General features: G+C 55.5%; 18 protein-coding genes and 1 pseudogene. 10 read left to right on the top strand and 9 right to left on the bottom strand.

Translation table 11 applies throughout. From position 1 onward, the window contains the following. Positions 1-16: 16 nt before the first annotated feature. Both LAC65_RS08600 and yebS read right to left on the bottom strand, forming a co-directional pair. The gene (locus LAC65_RS08600) at positions 17-2,650 is read right to left on the bottom strand and encodes a PqiB family protein (protein ID WP_039384848.1); all 2,634 of its coding nucleotides are present in this window, start codon (positions 2,648-2,650) and stop codon (positions 17-19) included. Further along, on the bottom strand, positions 2,619-3,863 hold the full coding sequence (gene yebS / locus LAC65_RS08595; protein WP_039384845.1) for a membrane integrity lipid transport subunit YebS: 1,245 nt from the start codon (positions 3,861-3,863) through the stop codon (positions 2,619-2,621). Before yebS ends, LAC65_RS08600 begins: the two co-directional genes overlap by 32 nt. 217 nt (positions 3,864-4,080) lie before the next feature. On the opposite strand from yebS, the gene LAC65_RS08590 reads away from it, so the two are divergent. From LAC65_RS08590 to htpX, 4 genes are all read left to right on the top strand, one after another. Next, a complete protein-coding gene (locus LAC65_RS08590) occupies positions 4,081-4,581 on the top strand; it encodes a GAF domain-containing protein (protein ID WP_039384843.1) in 501 nt (166 codons plus the stop codon). A gap of 96 nt (positions 4,582-4,677) precedes the next feature. Beyond that, entirely contained in the window at positions 4,678-5,358 is a 681-nt protein-coding gene (gene proQ, locus LAC65_RS08585; RefSeq protein ID WP_039384840.1) for an RNA chaperone ProQ, read from the top strand. Positions 5,359-5,378: 20 nt separating this feature from the next. After that, positions 5,379-7,418, top strand: coding sequence for a carboxy terminal-processing peptidase (gene prc / locus LAC65_RS08580; protein WP_039384838.1), 2,040 nt, complete (start codon positions 5,379-5,381; stop codon positions 7,416-7,418). Between the two features lie 220 nt (positions 7,419-7,638). Then, complete coding sequence (htpX, locus tag LAC65_RS08575; protein WP_039384837.1) at positions 7,639-8,520, top strand: protease HtpX; 882 nt, start codon at positions 7,639-7,641, stop codon at positions 8,518-8,520. 68 nt (positions 8,521-8,588) lie between these two features. Here htpX and LAC65_RS08570 read toward each other — a convergent pair whose 3' ends face one another. Continuing rightward, the gene (locus LAC65_RS08570) at positions 8,589-9,965 is read right to left on the bottom strand and encodes an MFS transporter (protein WP_071668876.1); all 1,377 of its coding nucleotides are present in this window, start codon (positions 9,963-9,965) and stop codon (positions 8,589-8,591) included. A 142-nt stretch (positions 9,966-10,107) separates the two neighbouring features. After that, positions 10,108-10,347: a YobH family protein gene (locus tag LAC65_RS08565; protein ID WP_039384778.1), complete on the bottom strand. Its 240-nt coding sequence runs from the start codon at positions 10,345-10,347 to the stop codon at positions 10,108-10,110. A 208-nt stretch (positions 10,348-10,555) separates the two neighbouring features. On the opposite strand from LAC65_RS08565, the gene LAC65_RS08560 reads away from it, so the two are divergent. The 5 genes and pseudogenes from LAC65_RS08560 (at position 10,556) to rlmA (ending at position 13,677) form a co-directional block, all read left to right on the top strand. Next, a complete protein-coding gene (locus LAC65_RS08560) occupies positions 10,556-10,831 on the top strand; it encodes a YebO family protein (RefSeq protein ID WP_039384776.1) in 276 nt (91 codons plus the stop codon). Positions 10,832-10,850: 19 nt separating this feature from the next. Then, positions 10,851-11,852 (top strand): MBL fold metallo-hydrolase, encoded by a 1,002-nt coding sequence (locus tag LAC65_RS08555; RefSeq protein WP_039384775.1) that lies wholly within the window; start codon positions 10,851-10,853, stop codon positions 11,850-11,852. 514 nt (positions 11,853-12,366) lie between these two features. After that, a pseudogene (locus LAC65_RS18280) lies at positions 12,367-12,438 on the top strand (DUF2627 domain-containing protein); the annotation flags it as partial. An 84-nt stretch (positions 12,439-12,522) separates the two neighbouring features. After that, positions 12,523-12,732, top strand: coding sequence for a transcription antiterminator/RNA stability regulator CspE (cspE, locus tag LAC65_RS08545; protein WP_021510024.1), 210 nt, complete (start codon positions 12,523-12,525; stop codon positions 12,730-12,732). A gap of 138 nt (positions 12,733-12,870) precedes the next feature. Further along, positions 12,871-13,677: a 23S rRNA (guanine(745)-N(1))-methyltransferase gene (gene rlmA / locus LAC65_RS08540; RefSeq protein WP_039384770.1), complete on the top strand. Its 807-nt coding sequence runs from the start codon at positions 12,871-12,873 to the stop codon at positions 13,675-13,677. On the opposite strand, the gene LAC65_RS08535 is transcribed toward rlmA, so the two are convergent. The 4 genes from LAC65_RS08535 to manX are packed head-to-tail and all read right to left on the bottom strand — an operon-like array spanning position 13,674 to position 16,828. Then, entirely contained in the window at positions 13,674-14,132 is a 459-nt protein-coding gene (locus tag LAC65_RS08535; RefSeq protein ID WP_039384768.1) for a DUF986 family protein, read from the bottom strand. The two genes, rlmA and LAC65_RS08535, sit on opposite strands and share 4 nt — an antisense overlap. Before the next feature lie 52 nt (positions 14,133-14,184). Beyond that, complete coding sequence (locus tag LAC65_RS08530) at positions 14,185-15,030, bottom strand: PTS mannose transporter subunit IID (RefSeq protein ID WP_039384766.1); 846 nt, start codon at positions 15,028-15,030, stop codon at positions 14,185-14,187. A gap of 14 nt (positions 15,031-15,044) precedes the next feature. Beyond that, positions 15,045-15,824, bottom strand: coding sequence for a PTS mannose/fructose/sorbose transporter subunit IIC (locus LAC65_RS08525; RefSeq protein WP_039384764.1), 780 nt, complete (start codon positions 15,822-15,824; stop codon positions 15,045-15,047). Between the two features lie 47 nt (positions 15,825-15,871). Next, positions 15,872-16,828, bottom strand: a complete 957-nt coding sequence (manX, locus tag LAC65_RS08520; protein ID WP_039384761.1) for a PTS mannose transporter subunit IIAB — start codon at positions 16,826-16,828, stop codon at positions 15,872-15,874. A 493-nt stretch (positions 16,829-17,321) separates the two neighbouring features. Here manX and LAC65_RS08515 point away from each other — a divergent pair, with 493 nt between their 5' ends. Continuing rightward, a complete protein-coding gene (locus LAC65_RS08515; protein WP_039384757.1) occupies positions 17,322-18,887 on the top strand; it encodes a TerC family protein in 1,566 nt (521 codons plus the stop codon). A 47-nt stretch (positions 18,888-18,934) separates the two neighbouring features. On the opposite strand, the gene LAC65_RS08510 is transcribed toward LAC65_RS08515, so the two are convergent. Further along, positions 18,935-20,494 (bottom strand): EAL domain-containing protein, encoded by a 1,560-nt coding sequence (locus LAC65_RS08510; RefSeq protein ID WP_039384755.1) that lies wholly within the window; start codon positions 20,492-20,494, stop codon positions 18,935-18,937. Positions 20,495-20,666: the final 172 nt, after the last annotated feature.

Raw genomic sequence — 20,666 nt, 5'->3', positions numbered from 1 at the left:
CTGGCTGCCCGGTTGTTTAGCGCGGAGCAGGGATAGCGGTACCCCAGTCACGCCACGCTTTCGGCGCTTCATCCTGCAGCAGGAAATGTTTGTTGGCGCCTGCCTGCGGTGCCAGCGGCACGGTTGGCGGCGTAGCGAACTGAATGCCGCCGCGAATAAACTGCTGGAAGGTGCCGGTTTTCACCACGCCGCCAATCAGGCCAAAATCGAGGTTATAGCCGGATGCCAGCCAGAATACTGAGTTATTCCGCACCAGATGCTGATACTTTTTACTGATGCGCAGCGCAATCTGCACCCGATCGGCCATATTACCCAGCGAGGTGCCGGTGACCGTACCGACCTCAACGCCGCGGAACAGAACCGGCGTACCCAGGGAGAGCGATCCCGCCTCGGCGGCATCGACATAAATGTTCAGGCCGTTCAGGTAACGCGAGTCGGTGATTGTGCTTTCCTGCAGCTCAAAGCTGCGCGCCATCGCACCTTTGCCGGGATCGACGTTGACATAGGGCTGCAGAATCGTCTCCAGATGGTTGACGCCTGCCGCAGAAATTTCCGGCGATACCACTGAGAAACGGCTGCCCGTGCGGGCAAAGTCCTGCACATACTCCGGATAGAGCACGGCTTTAGCGACCACCTGATTGTTATCCTGACTCAGCGCCAGCGACTCCACCTGACCGACATTAATACCGAGATAGCGCACCGGCATGCCTGCCGCCAGCTTGCTGCCGTCGTAGGTGTGCAGGGTGATCTGGCTGCCGACGGCGCGCGCTGCGGTTTCTGACGCATAGAGCACGCGCTTAACGCCTTTTTTCGCCTGTGCACCGGTCAGATTGTCAAAGCTGATGGCGCCTTTCAGCGCCCGGTTAATCGGCGACGCCTGCACGGTCAGACCGCTGCCGTTGAGCTGCACTTTTGCGCCACCTTCGGCCCAGAATACGCTTTCGCTGGTCAGCAGCTTGCGATACTGCGGCTGGATATGCACTAAGATATCAAACGCATCCGCACGCGGCACCACGTCGACCACTTCACCGACTTCAAACTTACGGTAGAGCACTACTGAACCTGCCTGTACGTCCGGCAGGCTGGTTGCCGTCAGCGTCAGCGTGGCAGGCGGCTGATCGCCGGTGATCCCTTCAGCAGCACGCTCGGCGTCTGCATAGAGTGGGTAGCGGCTGGAGGCTTTCCCTTTTGCGCCGGGATCGAGACGAATACCGCCATCCACCCATTCACGTGCGCTGGCACCCAGCACCTGCATACCATCAAGGCCAAATTTTACGTTCAGGCGACTGTTGACGATAAACTTGCTGTCAGCGTGCACCAGCTGACGATATTCAGGGTTAATCGCGACCACGAAATTGATGCCGTTCTCATCCAGTTTGCGCGAGATCACCTGACCAATCTTCATGCCATAGATCACCAGGGGCTGGCCGGCATCGATACCGTAGGTTTCCGGCGCGCTAAGCTGTACCGTCAGGACATCCGGTTTCTGCAGCAGCGTTTCGCTGGCGGGCAGCACGCTGAAATGGTCCTGCGGTTCGCCCTCACCGGGCACCAGCTCCAGCGTGTTACCGGTGAGCAGGCTGCTCAGGCTGGTGTCAGTGAGGCTGAGTTTCGGTGCGCGCATCTCAATACGTGTTCCGCTGCGCATCAGGCCGGTCACTGAGGGATCAATCGTCAGTTCGCCAGAGACTTTGCCGTCAGGCAGCAGCGTAAGTTTTGTCAGGGTGCCTACTTCCAGCCCCTGATACATCAGAGGCGTACTGTTGGCTTTGAGGTTGTTACCATCAGGCAGATCGAGGTTAATCAGCACGCCGCGTTGGCTGTGTGCCAGATCCGGATAGAGCTGATAGTTCTGCTCGCTCTCAGCCGGTTCGCCTTTATCGGGTGAATCAAACGCGATAGCGCCGTTTACCAGCGCGGCCAGACTCTCCAGCTTCACTTTCGCGCCGCTCAGGCTGACATCTGCATCAATACCGGAAACATTCCAGAAGCGGCTCTGCTTTTTGATGAGATTGATAAAGCGCCGCTCGATCAGCACATCAATGGTGACGCCATCAGTATTGCTATTAAGGCTGTAGTCATAGACGTGACCCACCGGAATTTTCCGGTAGTAGACCAGCGAGCCAGTATTAAGCGAGCCGAGATCGGGCGCATGCAGATGGATGAGCAGCTCGCCGGTATTGACCCGGTATTTAGGCTGCGTATCAAGCGCGGTGAAATGGTCGCGCTCTTTACCATCGCCAGGCATCATACCGATGTAGTTACCGCCCACGAGCGCATCAAGCCCGGAGACGCCGGCCAGGGAGGCTTTTGGCGTCACCAGCCAGAATTGCGTATTCTCGCGCAGGGCGTCGCGCATATCGCTTTTGATGCTCGCTTTGATACGAATGCTGCGATAATCATCACTCAGCTCAATACCCTGCACAGTACCGACCTCCACGCCCTGATAACGAATCGGCGTGCGGCCCGGCACTATGCCGTCCGCCGTCTGGAAGTTGATGGTAATGGTGGTACCGCGCTCCTGATAATTGGTCCATAAAAGCCAGCCGGCAATCAGCAGGGCGATAATGGGCAAAAGCCAGAATGGCGACAACTTGCGTTTGTTACGCACGGTTGCGCTAGTCGGTGTAGTCGGCGTTTCCTGTTGCATGTGCATCCCAGATCAGGCGGCTATCCAGCCACTCAACAGCCATAATAGTCAGGATTACCGCTGCGCCGAAGTAAAGCGCGGCAGGTCCCATGGTAAAAGCCAGCAGCTGATCGCGATTGACCAGCGACATGGTTAAAGCAATAACAAACAGATCCAGCATCGACCAGCGTCCCACCCAGGTCACCACGCGCAGCAGCCGGATGCGGGTTTTCAGCCCCTGTTCACATTTGAAGTGAATACTGAGCAGCAGCGTCAGCATCACCAGCACTTTAGTGAAAGGCACCAGGATACTGGCGATAAACACCACCGTAGCAATGGGAATATTGCCTGAGCCCAGCCCGAGGATACCGGAAAAGATAGTGTCTTCACGCCGCGAACCGTTTACAAACACCACGGAAATCGGCAGCAGGTTGGCGGGTATCAGCATCACGATCGACGCAATTAACGCCGCCCAGGATTTTTGCAGGCTGTGGCGACGGCGAAAATTAAGCGGCGTGTGGCAGCGGGTACAGCGACCACGCTCATCGGGCATGCCGGTGTGATGACAGTTGAGGCACACCTGCCAGCGCTCTGGCGGCGCGGTTGGGATGGACTGGGGATAGTAATGCTCCCAGAGCTCTTCCACATTAAGATGAATAATAGTGAGCAGGCTTAACAGGGTCAGAGCTACGTAAGCGACCAGACCATAACCCAACGCCAGCGAGGCGTAATCCTGAACTTTGATAGAGGCGACGCCAATACCTACCAGGTAGATATCCAGCATCACCCACTCTTTCAGCCGCTCAAGCATTAGCAGCACCGGTCGCAGATTCATGCCCAGCCGGTTGCCAATCCACAGATAGCTGATGCCGGCAACCAGCGTCACCGGAGCCCCGATTGTACAAAACGCGACCATGGCGGCCGTCAGCACGTTGCCCTGCTGCGCCATCTGCAATACGCCTTCCAGCAGACTGGCGTTTATGCGCATGCCAAGTAAGCGAATTTCAACCAGTGGCAGGCTGAAAGCAAAGGGCATCAGCACCAGCATTGTCACTGCCATCGCGGTCAGACGACGCATTGACCAGTCACGGCCATTCTGGATTTTGGCATGACAGCGCGGGCAATAAGCCGTTTGATGCGATTTCACATCCGGTAAGGAAAAAAGGGTATCGCATTGGGGGCAACGCTGATAACGTGCGTGGGGCAAGCTCTGGCTGATAGCGTGAATTTTCATAAGTGACGCGAGTGGCCCATCATTCGTTACGGTTGCCGGCAGTCTGAACAGAACGTGCAGCCTGCACTATCTTGTGGTACGAGATCAGTCTCAATCATAGCGTGCTAAGGGTATAGCAACTTATTCAATGATTCACCTTGTTGGGCTGGATTATTAGTGCTTATTTTAACAACTGAGGGAAAACTGATACCTCTCAGTGATGAATTATGGTTGATCAATGAACAAAAAAGCCTTTTACGAGGAATTAAATCGTGATGCCCGGGCGCTGCTGGCGGGCGAAACCTCTTTTCTTGCCGCGCTGGCTAACTGCAGTGCGCTGCTGTTTGAGCGTCTGGAGGGGGTTAACTGGGCAGGCTTCTATCTGCTGATTGAAGAGAATACGCTGGTCCTGGGTCCGTTCCAGGGCAAGATTGCCTGCGTGCGTATTCCGGCAGGTAAAGGCGTTTGCGGTACGGCAGTGGCTGAAGAGCGCGTGCAGCGCGTGGATGACGTTCATGCGTTTCCCGGTCATATCGCCTGCGACGCCGCCAGTAACGCAGAAATCGTGATTCCTCTGAAAGTGAACGGCCTGCTGGCAGGCGTTCTTGATATCGACAGTACGCTTTATTCCCGCTTTGACAGTGAGGATGAAGCAGGGCTGGTAGCCCTTGCCGACGGGCTTTGTGAGGTGCTGGCGAACAGCAACATCGAAAAATTTATTGCGCTGTCGCATAGCTAATCGTCTGGATTGCATGGCATTTGGCGATGTTGTCATTATAATGTCGCCTGTTCATGCCCGCTCTGGTCGGCAAATCCGTTGTAATCAGGAAATTTCATGGAAAATCAACCTAAGTTGAATAGCAGTAAAGAAGTCATCGCCTTTCTGGCGGAACGTTTTCCGCACTGCTTTAGCGCCGAAGGTGAAGCGCGTCCGCTCAAAATCGGTATCTTTCAGGATCTGGTCGAGCGCGTTCAGGGCGAAAATAGTCCGAGCAAAACGCAGCTGCGTTCAGCTCTGCGTCTTTATACCTCCAGCTGGCGTTATCTTTACGGTATCAAAGCCGGCGCAACGCGTGTCGATCTCGATGGCAACGCCTGTGGCGTACTGGATGAGCAGCACGTAGAGCATGCGCGGAAGCAGCTGGAAGAGGCAAAGGCACGCGTTCAGGCGCAGCGTGAGCAGCAGCGGGCGAAGAAGCGCGAGGCAGGAGAGGAGAGTGCAGAGCGTCGTCCGCGTAAGCCAGCACCGCGTAAAGCGGCTGAAGGTGATACGCCGCGCAAGCCGCGCCCTCAGACGCCACGCACCGGTGCTGCAGAACGCAACGCCGCACCACGTCCGCCGCGGGCAAAACCCGTTACCGACACCTCAGCTTTGCAGCCAGGCCAGAATATTAAAGTCAAAGCAGGCAAAAGTGCTATGGACGCCACCATTCTTGAAATCACTAAAGATGGCGTTCGGGTACAGCTTGCTTCAGGCCTGGCAATGATTGTGCGCGCAGAACACTTGCAGTTCTGAAACGGAGGCCCGACCCTGGCATGAACAGCTTTTTTAAGATCGGTATGATCGCGGGCCTGCTGCTGGCAGGCCCCTCCGTTGCCGCAGACAATATCACGCGTGCAGACCAGATCCCGCAGTTACATGAAGAAGCGCAGCATCCCACGGTCAGTGAGCGGGTTACATCGCGCTTTACCCGCTCTCACTACCGTCAGTTCGATCTGAATCAGGATTTCTCAGCAAAGATTTTTGATCGCTATCTGAACCTGCTGGATTACAGCCATAACGTGCTGCTGGCATCAGACGTTGCGCAATATGCGGACAAAAAAACCACGCTCGGCGACGAGCTGCGCAGCGGCAAGCTGGATCTGTTTTACGCGCTCTATAACCTGGCACAAAAACGCCGTTTTGAGCGCTATCAATATGCGCTGACGGTGCTGGATCGTCCGATGGATTTCAGTGGCAATGACACCATTGATATTGACCGGGCGAAAGCACCATGGCCAAAGAGCACCGCAGAGCTGAACGCGCTCTGGGACGCCAAAGTTAAATATGATGAGCTCAGCCTGAAGCTGGCGGGCAAAGATGACAAAGAGATCCGTGAAACGCTGACCAAGCGCTACAACTTTGCCATCCGTCGCCTGGCTCAGAGCAACAGTGAAGATGTCTTCCAGCTGGCAATGACCGCCTTCGCTCATGAGATCGATCCCCACACCAACTACCTTTCCCCACGCAATACTGAGCAGTTCAACACCGAGATGAGCCTGTCGCTTGAGGGGATTGGTGCCGTGCTGCAGATGGATGATGACTACACGGTCATCAACTCTATGGTCGCTGGCGGTCCGGCAGCAAAAAGCAAATCGATTACCGTTGGCGATCGCATTGTCGGCGTGGGTCAGCCAGGCAAGCCTGTTGAGGATGTTATCGGCTGGCGGCTGGATGATGTGGTATCGAAAATCAAAGGACCTAAAGGCAGCAAAGTGCGTCTTGAGATCCTGCCTGCCGGTAAAGGCACCAAAACCCGGACCGTAACGCTCACGCGTGAAAAGATCCGTCTGGAAGATCGGGCAGTTAAAGGCACGGTGCATAACGTCGGCAAAGAAAAAGTGGGCGTGCTGGATATTCCGGGCTTCTATGTCGGTCTGACTGACGATGTCAAAGTGCAGCTGCAGAAACTGCAAAAGCAAAATGTGGACAGCGTCGTTATCGACCTTCGAACCAACGGCGGCGGTGCACTGACTGAAGCGGTCTCTCTCTCCGGACTCTTTATTCCGGGTGGCCCGGTGGTTCAGGTCAGGGATAACAATGGACGGGTGCGTGAAGACAGCGATACCGACGGCATTGTTTACTACAAAGGTCCGCTGGTAGTGCTGGTCGACCGGTTCAGCGCGTCAGCTTCGGAAATCTTTGCCGCGGCGATGCAGGACTATGGCCGGGCTCTGATTGTTGGCGAACCGACCTTCGGCAAGGGAACCGTACAGCAGTATCGTTCTCTGAACCGCATTTACGATCAGATGCTGCGTCCGGAGTGGCCTGCGCTGGGTTCCGTACAATATACCATTCAGAAATTTTATCGTATCAACGGCGGCAGCACGCAGCGTAAAGGGGTAACCCCCGATCTGCTGATGCCAACCGGCGTTGAAGCGGCAGAGACCGGCGAAAAATTTGAAGATAACGCGCTGCCGTGGGACAGCATTAATGCGGCAACCTATACCAAAACCGGTGATATCACCGCGCTGGTGCCGAAGCTGACGCAGTCTCATGCCGATCGCATTGCGCAGGATCGTGAGTTTCAGTACATCATGAAAGATATTGCGCGTTTCAATGCGATGAAAGATAAACGCAATATCGTGTCGCTCAATCTTGCCCAGCGTGAGAAAGAGAGTCACGAAGAGGACGCGCTTCGTCTGGAGCGTATTAACGCGCGTTATCAGATGGAAGGTAAAAAGCCGCTTAAGAATCTTGAGGCGCTGCCAAAAGATTATAAAGAGCCCGATCCCTATCTGGATGAGACGGTGAAGATCGCTAACGATCTGGCTCAGCTGGCCTCTTCTCAGCCCGCTGCCACTCCGGCGAAGTAATCCTGAAGCCGGTCACAAAACACCGCTACGGCGGTGTTTTTTTTTACACTATACTCGCTAAATAAGTGGTCTGAGCAGTTTGCAATCGATCGCCAGAGTGGAATGTAAAGTTTTGTTTTTTTAGGCACTTAAAGATTAAGGTCGCTTGAAAAGCCGCGCAATGAACATAGGATATATATCCGCGTACAAGCGCGTGAACAACTGAGGAAGATTAACATTTATGATGCGTATTGCTCTTTTCCTGATCACCAACCTGGCGGTGATGTTGGTATTCGGACTCATTCTGAGTCTGACAGGAATCCAGTCAAGCAGTGTTCAGGGCCTGATGATTATGGCGGGTCTGTTTGGCTTTGGCGGTGCGTTCGTTTCACTGCTGATGTCCAAATGGATGGCGCTACGCTCCGTTGGCGGGGAGGTGATTGCACAGCCCCGTAATGAAACCGAGCGCTGGCTGATGGAGACCGTGGGTCGCCAGGCGCAGCAGGCTGGCATTGCGATGCCGCAGGTCGCGATTTATCATGCGCCCGATATCAATGCCTTTGCGACCGGTGCGCGCCGTGATGCGTCCCTTGTCGCTGTCTCAACCGGTCTGCTGCAAAACATGAGCCGCGATGAGGCTGAAGCCGTGCTGGCGCATGAGATCGCGCATATCGCCAACGGAGATATGGTCACCATGACCCTGATTCAGGGCATTGTGAACACCTTTGTTATCTTTATCTCGCGCATTATTGCGCAGGTTGCGTCGGGCTTTCTGTCCGGCAACCGCGATGGTGAAGAGAGCAGCAACGGTAATCCGCTGGTCTATTTTGCGGTTGCAACGGTGCTGGAACTGCTTTTTGGTATCCTCGCCAGCATCATTACCATGTGGTTCTCACGCCACCGTGAGTTTCACGCTGATGCAGGATCGGCAAAACTGGTTGGCCGTGAAAAAATGATCGCCGCGCTGCAACGTCTGAAAACCAGCTACGAGCCGCAGGAGCCAGGCAGCATGATGGCGTTCTGCATCAACGGTAAAAACAAGTCGTTCAGCGAGCTGTTTATGTCTCACCCGCCGCTTGATAAGCGCATCGAAGCGCTGCGCAGCGGGCAGTATCTGAAATAATCCGCTCAGGCGACGAAAAAAAAAGGCATCACCCTGGTGATGCCTTTTTTATTTGCGTGCGGATAGCGTCAGGCTGGCGCGCGTGACTGGGTCATCCGCACCAGACTTATCGCAGCAGCAGCGGAAGCAAAGCCACCGGCAAGGATCAAAGAAGCGTGCGTGCCGCTGTCGCTGAACAGGTTAAACATCAGAGCCACCAGCGCGGCACCGGCACTCTGTCCTGTCAGCCGGGCGGTGCCCAGCATGCCGCTGGCTCCGCCGCTGCGGTTGCGCGGGGCAGCAGAGATAATGGTGTGATTATTGGGTGACTGAAACAGGCCAAAACCGGCACCGCACAGCATCATACGCCAGATGATATCTGCATCAGCAGGCTGCGCCGGGAGCATGGCCAGCAGAAACAGCCCGGCGGCAAACAGCGCCAGCCCCAGTCCACCCAGCAGGCCGGCGTGATACTTCTCAATCAGACGTCCGGCAATCGGCGCCATCACCATTGTTGCCAGCGGCCACGGCGTCAGCAGCAGCCCGGTTGCCACTTCATCCCGGCCAAGCACGTTCTGCAGGTAAAACGGCAGCGATACCATCGCCAGCATCTGCGCGCAGAAAGAGCAGACGGAGGTGCCAATGGAGAGCGAGAACAGCGGCAGACGTAGCAGATCAACCGGTAACAAGGGCACCGGCAGGGTTAGCTGACGCCGCACAAAGATAATACCGGTAACGATCAGCGCCGCCAGTTCGGCCACGATAAGGCTGGCTGGCTGCCCCTGCGAAAAGCCGCTCAGTGCAGTGATGAGTAACCCAAAAAAGAGCGCGTTCATCACCGCACTTGGAATATCAAACTTCTGCTGGCGCGCTTTTTGCGGATTGTCAGGCAGGAAGCGCAGTGCCAGCCAGAGTGCGGCAAGGCCAAACGGGATATTGATTAAAAAGAGCCACTGCCAGCTGGCCACGGCCAGAATAGCCGCGGCAATAGTGGGGCCGGCGGCGCTGGAGACCGCCACAATGAGTGAGTTGATTGCCATGCCGCGTCCAAGAAAGCGCTGCGGATAAATAATCCGGATTAGCGCGGTGTTGACGCTCATCAGCGCGGCGCCGCCAAATCCCTGCAGTACGCGCGCCACGGTTAGCGTCGTCAGCGTGGAGGAGAGGGCGCAGAACAGCGATGTCGCGATAAACAGGATCAGGCCGGCCTGAAAGATACGGCGGTATCCCAGCATATCTCCCAGAAAGGAGAGCGACAGCAGCGAGATCACGATTGCGATCTGATACGCGTTAACTATCCAGATTGATTCAGCCGGGCTGGCGCTGAGATCGCGGGCTATCGTCGGCAGCGCTACGTTAGCGATAGCGCCATCGAGTACCGCCATCATAATACCCAGCGCAATCGTGATGATTGCGCCATAGCGCTGCGGTAGCGGAAGTCCATCCTGAGGGGCAATTGAAGGCATAATAGTGGTAAGTAAAGGGAGTAAATATCATCATGCTAATCAATTTAGCGCCGGAAAGCATCGCCGCAGGCGTGAAAAACCTCTATTTCGCTGATGCCGGCATAGCGAAAATCAAAATGGGCTCACGCTGAGCCCGGAAGGGTTACTGGTTATCAATGACATCGCCGCTTTTTTTCAGCAGCGGGCAGGCCGTTACACCGACAATTCCGCTGTCGCTATGCAGATAACGGGCGGTCATCATGCCGCGTGCGGTCAGGTAGTTACACTCCAGGCCAAGACCGGCTGCTTTCTCAGCGCTGCCGGTCAGAACACCATAGCCGGTGAAGAGCAGCGCCAGCCACAGCAGGGCGAACAGCATCACCAGACGAATAAAATATTTCATTATTATCTCCCGAAATTGAAAACGCGCCGCATCCGTTTGGCAATAAGCGCGACAGGCGTACCATGCCGTGCTTTACACGTTAATACGATCGGAGATAGCTGAAAGCGCTGCGGCAGGCAACTGCTTTGGTTGCAGAAGATATCTTTTCCTGGCGCAACAGGTAGAATTAGCGCCGTTAAATCCTTACTGATAGTTACCCGAGGCAGTTATGAACGAATTAGCCGCAAACTCCAGCCCGCTGCTGCACTATGGTATCGTGGCGCTCATTATTCTTGTGGCCTTTATCGTCTGGTTTTTTGTTAATCGCGCCAGCGTGCGTGCCAGCGAGCATCTGCAGCTGCTGGAAATGCTGGTGGAAGAGCAGAAAAAACAGACCGCGCTGCTGCGCCGTATTGCGGAGGCGCAGGGAGAAATGTCATCCGCTGTGCAGGATGACGAAGGCACGGCTTCACGCGATTTTATCCGGCTGATCCCGGAGCGCTGAAAGTAAAAATGGAGAGGGCATGAGCCGCAGAAGTCCCTGGTACGACGCTTCAAAAGCACACCATACCCCTGACGGGTTTTGCAATCCTGAAGGGGAACAGCGCAAGCCGGGTGATTTACAGCGCTGGCGTCGTGAACGTAAAGCGCAGCATCTCCCGCTGCCGCCTGCCAGCGGCTATGCTGATTTCAGCGCTCGCTGGTATCAGCCCGCCGACCTGAGCGGCAGTGACGATCGCATCTGGTGGCTGGGTCACGCCGCGCTGCTGCTGCGCCTTAAGCAGCGCTATATCCTGATTGACCCGGCTTTATCACCGCGCGCTTCGCCGCTGCCCTTTGCCGGTCCTGAACGCCGGGTACCCTCACCGCTTGATGTGACCCGGCTGCCGCAGCTCGACTATGTACTGATTTCACATAACCACTACGATCATCTTGACCGGGGCACGATAAAGCGCCTGCTGCGCTGTTTTCCGGAGGTAAAGATGATAGTACCGCTTGGCCTGGGCGCATGGTGCCGGAAGCGGGGGGCCCGCAACGTCACCGAGATGGACTGGTGGGAGTCAGCGGATAGTCAGGATTTGAGCATTACCGCTGTGCCGGCGCGCCACTGGAGTATGCGCACGCTGTGGGATCGCAATCGCTCGCTATGGTGTGGCTGGGTAGTGCGCTGCGGCACGCTCAACTTCTGGTTTTCCGGCGACAGCGGTTACAGCGATAACCTGCTGCAGATTGTGCAACGGCTGGGGCCGTTTAATCTGGCCGCCCTGCCGGTTGGCGCGTATGCACCAGAATGGTTCATGGGCAGCCAGCACATGAACCCGCAGCACGCCGCAGACTTATGGCAGTATGCCGGGCATCCATTAACAATACCTATACACTGGGGTGTTTATGAACTGGCTGATGAGTCGCTGGATGCGCCTCCTGCTGAACTGCAGCGTGTGCTGGACGCAGCCGGGACGCCTCTGGCCGGACGGTTCAGCCCGTGGCGAATAGGGGAGAGCCGGACGCTGGCGGATATTGAATGAGATTTTTCTCACCGGTAATGAATAAGGTGTACAGTTTTCTTAACCTGTCCGGATTAGCGTGCTTATAAAAATAACAGATAAGTTCAGCAGGTTAATGATTATATCCGGAGCAGCCGGATAATAATTTTCCCGGTTTTGGTGCAAAAGCGTTTTATAACCTGTACTCCGCGGGTTTAATTGTACACCTTGTGCATTAAGAGAAGCAGGCGCTGTTATTTTACACTGCAGAGAGAAATAATCTTTGTCTGCCATAATAGTGCAACACGTTTAACGTAGCGTCTGGCACTTAACGCAAATTCATGTCCTGCCGCTGCGCTTGACGTTGCTGCAGAAAAACGCTGGTCATCAAGGATTTTGTGCGCCATCAGGTGTTTGCAGTTCCTGTTTCACCACGAAGGAGCAGGGGTCCCGGATAATAATGTGCGACAAGTCGACCACTGTTTAAAAATGGCTTGCCATTATTTAGCGGATATGTGATAACCATCAGCGGGTCAAACGAGGTACAGTTCTGTTTATGCATGGCATCTTCAGTAAAGAAGTTTTGAGTAAAGACGTTGACGTTGAATACCGCTTCCTTGCCGAACCTTAAATTAGTGCCTCATTCAGTAACGTCTCTGTTTCTCTGCAATACTGCCTTCGGGCAAAATAAACATTTAAAGGAATTTGCAAAATGGCAAAGATTAAAGGTCAGGTTAAGTGGTTCAACGAGTCTAAAGGTTTTGGTTTCATTACTCCTGCTGACGGCAGCAAAGATGTGTTCGTACACTTCTCTGCTATCCAGGGTAACGGCTTCAAAACTCTGGCTGAAGGCCAGCAGGTAGAGTTTGAAATTCAGGATGGCCAGAAAGGTCCTGCAGCGGTTAACGTTACCGCTATCTGATTTTCCGCTCAGCCCGGGTCACTGTACCTGCTGAAACGAATCGTAAGCCCTGCTCTCTGAGCGGGGCTTTTCTTTATGCTTTTTGTTACTCCTGCTTCAGGGTAAACTGCGCCGCTTATCGTTGAACCGGAGTCCGCTATGTCCCTGATCTGTCCCCTGTGCCGCCAGCCATTAACCCAGCAGCCGGGCGTGTTTCGCTGTGACGCTGGTCATCAGTTTGATCGGGCCAGAGAAGGGTATGTCAATCTTCTGCCGGTGCAGCACAAGGGGTCGCGAGAGCCGGGTGACAGCCTGGAGATGCTGCAGGCGCGCCGTGCTTTCCTGGATGCCGGGCACTATCAGCCGCTGCGCGATCGCGCGGCGGCGATACTGGCGCAACGCCTGACGCAGCCTGCGGCTCAGGTTCTGGATATCGGCTGCGGTGAGGGGTATTACACCAGCGCCCTGACCAGCGCGCTGCCTGACGCCGAAATCTATGGGCTTGATGTTGCCAAACCGGCTATCCGGATGGCGGCAAAACGCTATACGCAGGTACGCTTTTGCGTTGCCTCCAGCCAGCGGCTGCCGTTTGCCAGCGCGGTGCTGGATGCGGTGGTACGCATCTATGCGCCCTGTAATGAAGAGGAGCTTAGCCGGGTGGTAAAGTCAGGCGGTTATCTGCTGACCGTTACGCCGGGTCCGCACCATCTGCAGCAGTTCAAGGCGCTAATCTATTCGCAGGTGCAGCTGCATGCTGCAGAAGAGAAAACCTATACCGGCTTTACGCTCTGCGAGTCGCAGTCTCTCAGCTATGACCTGACGCTAAGCGGCGCTGAAGCGGTAAGCCTGCTGCAGATGACACCCTTTGCCTGGCGTGCATCGGAAGCGGTATGGCAGACGCTGGCAGCGGCAGAGCAGTTCCGCTGTGACGCGGACTTTACCCTCTCTCTGTGGCAGCGCGATTAGCGAGCGGTGAGGAGCGTATGCCAGATACGCTCCAGGTCATCCAGCGTATGAACAGCAATAAGCAGCCGGCGCCGCTCCAGCTGCATCATTAAAACCCCCTCCGGCGAGAGGTTAATCGCGGCAATGCGCGCATAGCGGATCCAGATCCCGTTATCAAACAGGCCCTCCTGCTTCATCAGCAGCACCGGACGGCGCAGCCAGAATACCCAGAGCGTCAGGGCGCACAGCACCATGATAAGCGTTGTCGTCAGCACCGGCCCTGCATTGCTGATATTTTTCCACAGCAGAATCAGCAGCAGTCCGATAAAAATCGCGCTATCGGGCAGGTGACGTCGTCGCAGTGCGACCCGCAGCAGGGTGACGCCTTTACGGCGCGGCAACACTACATCATGGTAAATAGCAAACAGCAGCAAAGCGGCGATGCAGAACATCAGCAGCAGATCGGTCAGCGCCATTATCGCTCCTTTTAACACTCTGCCCATATTACGCGTCCGGCCGGAAAGCGGCTTACAGTCCCAGCAGGCCAATCGAGTAACCAATAATCCCGATCGCAAAGAAACCGATGATGATCCACAGCGCGTTAACTTTACGACGCAGCAGCCACATACAGCCAAATGTCAGCAGCAGCGGGATCAGGCCGGGCATAAGCTGGTCAAGAATAGACTGAACGGTGGTTATCGTGGTTTTACCGGTCTGGTCGGTAATACTCGATACCACCAGCGGCACGTTAACGTGGGTCCATTTATTGACCAGTGCGCCCATCACAAACAGGCCGAGGATCGAGGCGCCTTCGGTGAGCTTCTGCAGAAAACCGCCGCCCATATCGCTGACGATATCAACGCCTTTGCGATAGCCGTAAGCAACGCCGTAATAGCGGGTCAGCAGGCGCACAACGTTAAACAGCACAAAAAACAGCAGCGGGCCCAGCAGGCTGCCGCTCATGGCGATCCCTGCACCAAGCGCGGCAAATACCGGCCGTACGGTGCCCCAGAAGATGGGATCGCCTACGCCTGCCAGCGGCCCCATCAGACCTACTTTAATGCCGTTAATAGCACCATCATCAATGGCGGCGCCGTTTGCCCGCTGCTCCTCCATTGCCATAGTGACGCCCAGTACCGGCGCGGCGACATAGGGCTGCGTGTTGAAAAACTCCAGATGACGCCGGATCGCCTGTTTACGTGCGTCGTCGTTTTCCGGGTAGAGGCGACGAATCACCGGCACCATGGAAAAACAGAAACCGAGCGCCTGCATACGTTCAAAGTTCCATGACCCCTGAAGCAGGTTAGATCGTATGAACACGGCGCGGACATCACCGGAGGTGAGCTTTTTAGCCATTCGCGTGCTGTCAACCATAGTGGCACCTGCTCCTAGTCAAGTTCATTATCAAGGTCGTTTTGCGAGGCACCTGCCGGCGCTGCGCCTGCGACCCGGTTATATTTCGGGGCGAGCTGGATATAGAGAATCGCCATCACGACGCCGATAACGCCCAGCGCAACCAGATTGAAGTCAGTAAACGCGGCGGTGACAAACCCGAGATAGAAGAACGGCATCAGATAACCGGCGCGCATCATATTGATGACCATTGCGTATCCCACTACCACAATCATGCCGCCGGCGATGTTAAGGCCGTTGGTGACTACCTCCGGAATGGAACTCAGTAGCGTATGCACGGCGCTGGTGCCGACAGAGATAGCGACAATCAGCGCCGGGATGGCAATGCGCATCGCCTGCAGCAGCAGGGCAGAGACATGGATCCAGGAGATAGCGGTGAGGTTACCTTTCGCGGCCGCGTTATCTGCCGCATGCTGAAACGCCACGGTCAGCACCTGACCCGCTGCGGCCAGCGGGATCGCCAGAGCGATACCGGCACCGACGCTCTGTCCGCCGGCAATCACCAGGATGGTGGATATAATGGAGGCGAGAGCCGCATCGGGTGCTACCGCCGCCCCGATATTCATCCAGCCCAGCGCGATCATCTCCAGCGTGCCGCCGATAATAATGCCGGTTTTCATGTCACCCAGCACGGCACCAATCAGGGTACAGGCCACCAGCGGACGGTGAAACTGAAATTCATCCAGGATAGAACCCATACCGGCAACACAGGCCACGATAAATATCAGCACAATCTGTAACGTGGTTATTTCCATTTTGCATCTCCTCAGCACGCCCGCCATTATTGCCGGGCGGCAACAAGTCAGGCGGTGGCCTTCGCAATCAGGTCCATCATATTAAGCTTTTGATCGGTGGAGACTTTGCGTACCTCAAGCTCAATCCCGTGGGCGTTGAGCTGACGAAAAACGGCAATATCTTTTTCATCTACTGAAACCGCATTATTGACCTGCGTCTTACCCTGACGAAACGCCATGCCGCCGATATTCACAGAGGTAATATTGACGCCCTGCGCAACCACGCGCTCAACGTCGGTGGGATTAGTAAACAGCAGCATGACGCGTTCGCCCGCATATTTGGGGTTATTCCAGACGCGGATCATTTTTGCGATATCGACCACGTGTGCGGTTACGCCCGGCGGCGCCACCTGGGTCAGCAGGGTTTTACGCACGTGATCGTTTGCCACTTCATCACTGATCACAATAATGCGACTGACGCCGGTCTCTTTAGTCCAGCGGGTCGCTACCTGGCCATGGATCAGACGATCGTCTATGCGCGCCAGCCCGATTTTCATATGCTGGCCCGGCGCCAGCGGTGGCGGCGGCGGCGCAGCAGATTTAGCCGGCGCTGCGGCAGCGGAAACCGGGTTCGCCTTTAGCGCTTTAATGCCCTCACGGCCGGCATCGGTTGCGACCTGCACCAGCGCCGCCAGTTCAGGATTGTCATCGCGGGCCATCAGCGTTTCGACCAGCATCGGAATATTCACGCCAGCAATGACCTCCTGATCCGGGCGATCCGTGACGAGACGGCTGGCGGCATTAAACGGGCTGCCTCCCCATGTATCGACCAGAAACAGGACTCCCTGAGCGGTATCAAGCTCTGCCAGCCGGGCACGATACTTATCCATCAGGGTTTCGGCGTTTTCACCGGGTGCAAAATCGATACAGGCGACATTGTGCTGTTCGCCCAGCAGCATCTCTGCTGTTTTCAGGAGCGGCTCTGCTGCCCAGCCGTGTGTACCAATGACTAATGCGATGGTCACCTGCTACCTCCGTTTATGACGAAACCCTGTCATTAAAGGACGTTGACAGGAATAAAGGATGCGGCCGGGCCCGTCAGGCAATATAAGCCTGAGCCGCTACGATGGAGCCCCCATCGGTTTGCGTTAAGGTCGCCGTTTATTTTAGTTAGCGAAAGAAGAAAGAGTGTGACGCCTGTCGGTTATCTGGTGTAACGGCGGTTCAGCGGACTTTTTTATGCCGTTTTTATGCGCCAGCGCAGCTATGTGTAAATGTAAGAAAATTTTTTGATCTTGTTGAGGTAACTGATACATTAACTTTCTGTTTATTACTCAGGAGTACCGGGCTCAAGCTCACCTTTATGGACCGTCACCGACGTCGCTTCTTATCCTTACTGTGCCAGCCGGCGCAGATCGCCACGCCATTCAGCGTTATTTCGCCTTCGACTCTTCAGCTGTCTCACTTACCGGTGCAGGCTGATTTTCGTGCGTCTACTTTCTTAGCAAGGAGTCACTAATGGAGTTTCTCTTGGATCCCTCGATCTGGGCGGGGCTGTTAACGCTGATCGTGCTGGAAATTGTGCTGGGTATCGATAACCTGGTCTTTATCGCCATTCTTGCTGACAAACTGCCGCCAAAGCAGCGCGATAAAGCGCGACTGATCGGTCTGTCGCTGGCGCTGGTGATGCGCCTCGGCCTGCTCTCCCTGATCTCGTGGATGGTCACGCTGACCCGTCCGCTGTTCAGCGTGATGGATTTCAGCTTTTCCGGTCGCGATCTGATCCTGCTGTTTGGTGGCCTGTTCCTGCTTTTCAAGGCCACGATGGAGCTGCATGAGCGTCTGGAAAATAAAGGCATGGAGCAGCAGGGTAATCGCAACTATGCCAGCTTCTGGGCAGTGGTCGCACAAATCGTGGTGCTGGATGCCGTCTTCTCACTGGATGCCGTGATTACCGCAGTGGGTATGGTTAACCACCTGCCGGTGATGATGACTGCGGTGGTGATCGCAATGGGCGTAATGCTGCTGGCATCGAAGCCGCTGACTAATTTTGTCAACGCTCATCCGACGGTTGTCGTGCTCTGCCTGAGCTTCCTGCTGATGATCGGTTTGTCGCTGGTAGCGGAAGGGTTCGGTTTCCATATTCCGAAAGGTTATCTCTATGCGGCGATCGGCTTCTCAATTTTGATTGAGCTGTTTAATCAGATCGCGCGCCGTAATTTTATGCGCCATCAGGCGCGCCGGCCAATGCGTGAGCGCACGGCAGAAGCTATTTTACGCCTGATGGGCGGGCGCAATCGTCAGCAGCAGCCTTCAACGGATGAGCATACGCTGAATAACGCTATGCCGCAGGAAGCGTTTAAGGATGAAGAGCGCTATATGATTAACGGCGTACTGACGCTGTCGCAGCGCTCTATTCGCAGCATCATGACGCCGCGTGGCGATATCTCATGGGTTGATGTAACGCGTCCGCTGGATGAGATCCGTATGCAGCTGCTGGATACGCCACACAGTCTGTTTCCGGTGTGCCGCGGTGAGCTGGATGAGATTATTGGCGTGGTGCGCGCAAAAGAGCTGCTGGTGGCGCTGGAGCACGGTATGGATGTGACCACGTTCGCATCAGGCTCGCCGGCGATTGTTGTCCCTGAGACGCTGGATCCTATTAATCTGCTGGGCGTGCTGCGCCGGGCGAAAGGCAGCTTTGTTATCGTAACCAACGAATTTGGTATGGTGCAGGGTCTGATTACGCCGCTGGACGTGCTGGAAGCGATTGCCGGTGAGTTCCCGGATGAAGATGAGACGCCGGATGTGATCGCCGATGGTGATGGCTGGCTGGTCAAAGGCGGCACCGACCTGCATTCGCTTCAGCAGCTGCTCGACTACCATGAACTGGTTAAACAGGAGGACGATCACGCTTCGCTGGCGGGCCTGCTGATTGAGCAGAAAGGTCAGCTGCCGCAGCCTGGTGAGGTAATCGATCTGCCGCCGCTGCACTTTGAAATTGTTGAGGCGACAGATTACCGTATCGACCTGGTACGGGTGACCAAAGATGCGCCTCACGATGAAGATGAAGAAAACGCGTAATCGCGCGTAGCTGTTCAATCAGGGCCGTCGTGAAGACGGCCCTTTTTTTAACCCGCTGTTTCCTGATGCTGAGCCAGCCATGCCGGAAAATCTTCGATCGGCATGGGGCGCGCATAGAAGTAACCCTGCAGATGATCTACCCCGCGCTCGCGCAGATAGGAGGCCTGTTCAGCGGTCTCCACGCCTTCGGCCACCAGCGCAATCTTCAGCCGCTGCGCCAGTGAAATCACCATATCGGTTACCGTGGCGTTGATCGCGTCAGTGCCGATCGCCGCGGTAAAAATCTTGTCAATTTTCAGCACATCCGGCTGCAGATCTTTCAGGTAGGCCAGCGAACTGTGCCCGGTGCCGAAATCGTCTATCGCCAGGCGTACGCCAATGTTATGCAGCTGCGCCACGACCGACTGATCGATAACCGGCAAGGCGTCACGCTCTGTCAGCTCCACAACCAGCTGCGGATGGGGGTTAGCAGGCCACCAGATCTGCTGCAGATCTTCCACAATGGCGCGATCGTGAAAATGGCTGGCGGCGACGTTAATCGCAATATGGAACGCGCTGCTTTGCGGCAGCTGCGGCAGCGCCTCTACGGCCCGGGCAATCACGAAGCGGGTAAGGGGAGCGATCAGGTTTTGCCGTTCCGCCAGAGGGATAAAGACGTCAGGTGCAATCCATCCCTGACGCGGATTATGCCAGCGCAGCAGAAGCTCAATACCCTCACACTGTTCGCTGCGGGCATTGATCAGCGGCTGACAATAAACCATAAACTCACTGGCGGTGATGCCGTAGCTGATTTGCCAGCTGAGGCTCATGCGATTGGCCGTTGCCAGCCAGACAATATAGCCAATCAGCAGGCTCAGCATCACCGCCAGCGGCAGCTGGGAAGGCAGCGTATTTAACGCCAGGCGCGCCGGAGAAGGGCCGTAGAGCGTAATGGTGAACGGGTAGCGTAAAGATGCCTGATCGTAAGCGACCTCGTCATCCGAGGGCACCGTGTGTTCAATCATCGGATTACCATACTCAAGGCTCTGACCGCCCACGTTGAAAATAGCCCGCTCTACCCACGGCAGCTGAGGCTCAAGCAGATAATTGCTCATCAGTTCAACATTCACCACCTGCAGCAAGCCATCGCGATTATCCAGCGACTTTGGCGTCCAGAGCAGCAGCACCGGCGAGCCTTTAAGCAGATAATCATCTGTGGTCAGCAGCATGCGCTGATTATTGAGCGCCAGCTCCGGATAGGTCTGACTAAAAGAGATATCGCGGGCGCCATAGATGCTGGAGCAGTAGATAGTGTCATTTTGCACCAGCAGCACGGTGCGTACCGTCTGCAGCGCAGCGATCTTTTCAATCAGCGGATAACGCACCAGCGAACAGGGCAGGCCCACCAGGCCCAGCGTGTTATTGGCGGAGACGTCCAGCGGCGAGAACATACGGTCAAAGCGCTCAATGGCGCGGCTGGCAAAGTTAAGAGACTGCTGCTCAATACGTGACTTCTCTTCGATATAACGAAAAGTCAGGGTAAGGATCAAAACCAGCGTCGCGATCACTAACGCAATAAGCAGCCGCTTACGGCGAAATTGACCCACAAATTGCTGGGGAATGAGCATCAGTAACCACCTTGTTAAGACACAGACCAGGAGCAAATTAACGTGAAGGTTATCGGCATCGGGACGGCCAGGTTTAGCGCTGCCCGTTAAAAAAGCAGGCAATAAAAATTGCGTCCTGCCGGATCCGCGCAGGAAAATTACAATATCTGGTTTGGCAACGCCGAGGTAGGTA

Source organism: Pantoea eucrina (genome assembly GCF_020079945.1).
GTDB classification, from domain to species: domain Bacteria; phylum Pseudomonadota; class Gammaproteobacteria; order Enterobacterales; family Enterobacteriaceae; genus Pantoea; species Pantoea eucrina.
The sequence above is the reverse complement of the archived record's forward strand: the minus strand, read 5'-3'. Positions and strand labels throughout refer to the sequence as shown.

What these genes read in the sequence shown, in the direction of transcription:
- LAC65_RS08525 (WP_039384764.1), bottom strand. Translation starts at nt 15,824, where the DNA reads ATGGAAATAACCACGTTACAGATTGTGCTGATATTTATCGTGGCCTGT.
- proQ (WP_039384840.1), top strand. Translation starts at nt 4,678, where the DNA reads ATGGAAAATCAACCTAAGTTGAATAGCAGTAAAGAAGTCATCGCCTTT.
- LAC65_RS08600 (WP_039384848.1), bottom strand. Translation starts at nt 2,650, where the DNA reads ATGCAACAGGAAACGCCGACTACACCGACTAGCGCAACCGTGCGTAAC.
- LAC65_RS08555 (WP_039384775.1), top strand. Translation starts at nt 10,851, where the DNA reads ATGAGCCGCAGAAGTCCCTGGTACGACGCTTCAAAAGCACACCATACC.
- LAC65_RS08570 (WP_071668876.1), bottom strand. Translation starts at nt 9,965, where the DNA reads ATGCCTTCAATTGCCCCTCAGGATGGACTTCCGCTACCGCAGCGCTAT.
- LAC65_RS08530 (WP_039384766.1), bottom strand. Translation starts at nt 15,030, where the DNA reads ATGGTTGACAGCACGCGAATGGCTAAAAAGCTCACCTCCGGTGATGTC.
- LAC65_RS08535 (WP_039384768.1), bottom strand. Translation starts at nt 14,132, where the DNA reads ATGGCGCTGACCGATCTGCTGCTGATGTTCTGCATCGCCGCTTTGCTG.
- LAC65_RS08565 (WP_039384778.1), bottom strand. Translation starts at nt 10,347, where the DNA reads ATGAAATATTTTATTCGTCTGGTGATGCTGTTCGCCCTGCTGTGGCTG.
- LAC65_RS08560 (WP_039384776.1), top strand. Translation starts at nt 10,556, where the DNA reads ATGAACGAATTAGCCGCAAACTCCAGCCCGCTGCTGCACTATGGTATC.
- LAC65_RS08510 (WP_039384755.1), bottom strand. Translation starts at nt 20,494, where the DNA reads ATGCTCATTCCCCAGCAATTTGTGGGTCAATTTCGCCGTAAGCGGCTG.
- LAC65_RS08590 (WP_039384843.1), top strand. Translation starts at nt 4,081, where the DNA reads ATGAACAAAAAAGCCTTTTACGAGGAATTAAATCGTGATGCCCGGGCG.
- htpX (WP_039384837.1), top strand. Translation starts at nt 7,639, where the DNA reads ATGATGCGTATTGCTCTTTTCCTGATCACCAACCTGGCGGTGATGTTG.
- rlmA (WP_039384770.1), top strand. Translation starts at nt 12,871, where the DNA reads ATGTCCCTGATCTGTCCCCTGTGCCGCCAGCCATTAACCCAGCAGCCG.
- LAC65_RS08515 (WP_039384757.1), top strand. Translation starts at nt 17,322, where the DNA reads ATGGAGTTTCTCTTGGATCCCTCGATCTGGGCGGGGCTGTTAACGCTG.
- cspE (WP_021510024.1), top strand. Translation starts at nt 12,523, where the DNA reads ATGGCAAAGATTAAAGGTCAGGTTAAGTGGTTCAACGAGTCTAAAGGT.
- prc (WP_039384838.1), top strand. Translation starts at nt 5,379, where the DNA reads ATGAACAGCTTTTTTAAGATCGGTATGATCGCGGGCCTGCTGCTGGCA.
- yebS (WP_039384845.1), bottom strand. Translation starts at nt 3,863, where the DNA reads ATGAAAATTCACGCTATCAGCCAGAGCTTGCCCCACGCACGTTATCAG.